Source organism: Pseudomonas sp. HMSC067G02, assembly GCF_001813485.1.
GTDB lineage: Bacteria > Pseudomonadota > Gammaproteobacteria > Pseudomonadales > Pseudomonadaceae > Pseudomonas > Pseudomonas aeruginosa.
Window position 1 is genome coordinate 1 of record NZ_KV812696.1, and the last position, 1492, is coordinate 1492.

The following is a 1492-nucleotide window of genomic DNA, read 5'->3' on the forward strand; positions in this document are numbered from 1 at the left end:
CCATTCGTCATTGGCCGAATCGAACAGGGCGAAGGTCTGCCCCGGCTTGGCGGGCTCGCCCATCTGCGCATTGTTCGGGGTGGCGAAGGCAATGCCGCCCTCCATCAGCGCCTCCATCGACTCGGTGCGTAGCGACAGACCTTTGAACAGGCTGGCGTCGACGCCGAAGCCGCTGGCATTCCAGAAACGGCTGCCGGTACGCACCAGCGGTACGTAGCGCGGTTCGATGAGGATGCTGATCAGCACCCGGTCGGCCTGTTCGCCCAAGGCCAGGTCGACGACCTTGCCCACCGGGATCTGCCGGTAGGTCACCAGGTTGCCCGGCTTGATCGAGCCCTTGCGCGGCGCGCTGAGGGTCAGCCGCAGGCCGTTTTCCCGGCCCAGCAGGTTGGGCGCTTCGGCGAGAGTCTGGAAGCGTGCCTGGCGCTCGCCCGGCGTGCTCGACGGCAGCGCCTCGATATAGGGGCCGCTGACCAGGGTTCCGAGGTTCTCGGTACGCAGCAGGCCGAGCGCCGGACGCACCACCCAGAAGCGGGTTCCGCTGCGGGCGACGCGCTCGCCGGCGGAAGTCAGGCGGGCCTTCATCAGTACCCCGGAGAGGTCCGGGTTCAGCTCGACGCTTTCGATCTTGCCGATGTCCAGGCCCTTGAAGCGGATCGGCGTGCCTTCGCGCAGTCCATCGGCATTGTCGATGCTCAGCTGGATCTCCACGCCACGGGCCATCGCCGCCTCCTCGCTGTCGAAGAGGGTGAAGCGACGCACCTTGGTCACGGTCGGCGCCTTCGGATCGAGGGTGTCGAAGGAAATCCCGCCGGTGATCAGGGTCTGTAGCGACTCGCTCTTCACCTGCACGCCGCTGAGGTTGCCGGTCAGGGTGATCCCGCTGGAGTTCCAGAAGCGCGTCGAGGTATTCACCAGGTGCGCGTACTCCGGCTCGATGTGCACACCCACTACCACTCGCTGGCGGTCGCGCGACAGCTGGTAGCTCTGTACGCTGCCGACGCGGACCTGGCGGTAGAGGATCGGCGCGCCGATGTCGATCGAGCCGAGCTTGTCGCTGGTCAGCACCAGGTGCAGGCCGGGCGCGTCGGTGTTCAGCGGCGGCGCTTTCGGGCGGATGGTGAACTCGCGACTCGGCGCGCCGCTCTTGGCGAAGCGCACATCGATGTAGTTACCTTTCACCAGGGCCTCGAGGCCGGTGATGCCGGCCAGGGAGATGCTTGGCTTGACGGTCCAGAATTCGGTGCCTTCCAGCAGCATGTCCTCGACCCGCGGATCCATCGCCAGGTCGGCAGTGGCGCTGCTGTAGTCCTTGTCCATGTCGATCGACTTGACCAGGCCGACCTGCACGCCGTTGAACATCACCGGGGTGCGGCCCGGATCGATACCACTGACGTCGTTCATCTTCAGCTTCACGCGCAGACCGGCCTGGGCCGCGTCGTAGTCGTCGTACAGGCGGAACGGCTTGCTCGGATCGGTCGGCGGGCTGTCG

At 66.4% G+C, this 1492-nt stretch carries 1 protein-coding gene; it reads right to left on the reverse strand.

The window, feature by feature from the left end:
* The coding region (locus HMPREF2914_RS18970) for a PqiB family protein (RefSeq protein ID WP_049285292.1) at positions 1–1492 on the reverse strand (1492 nt) is incomplete at both ends.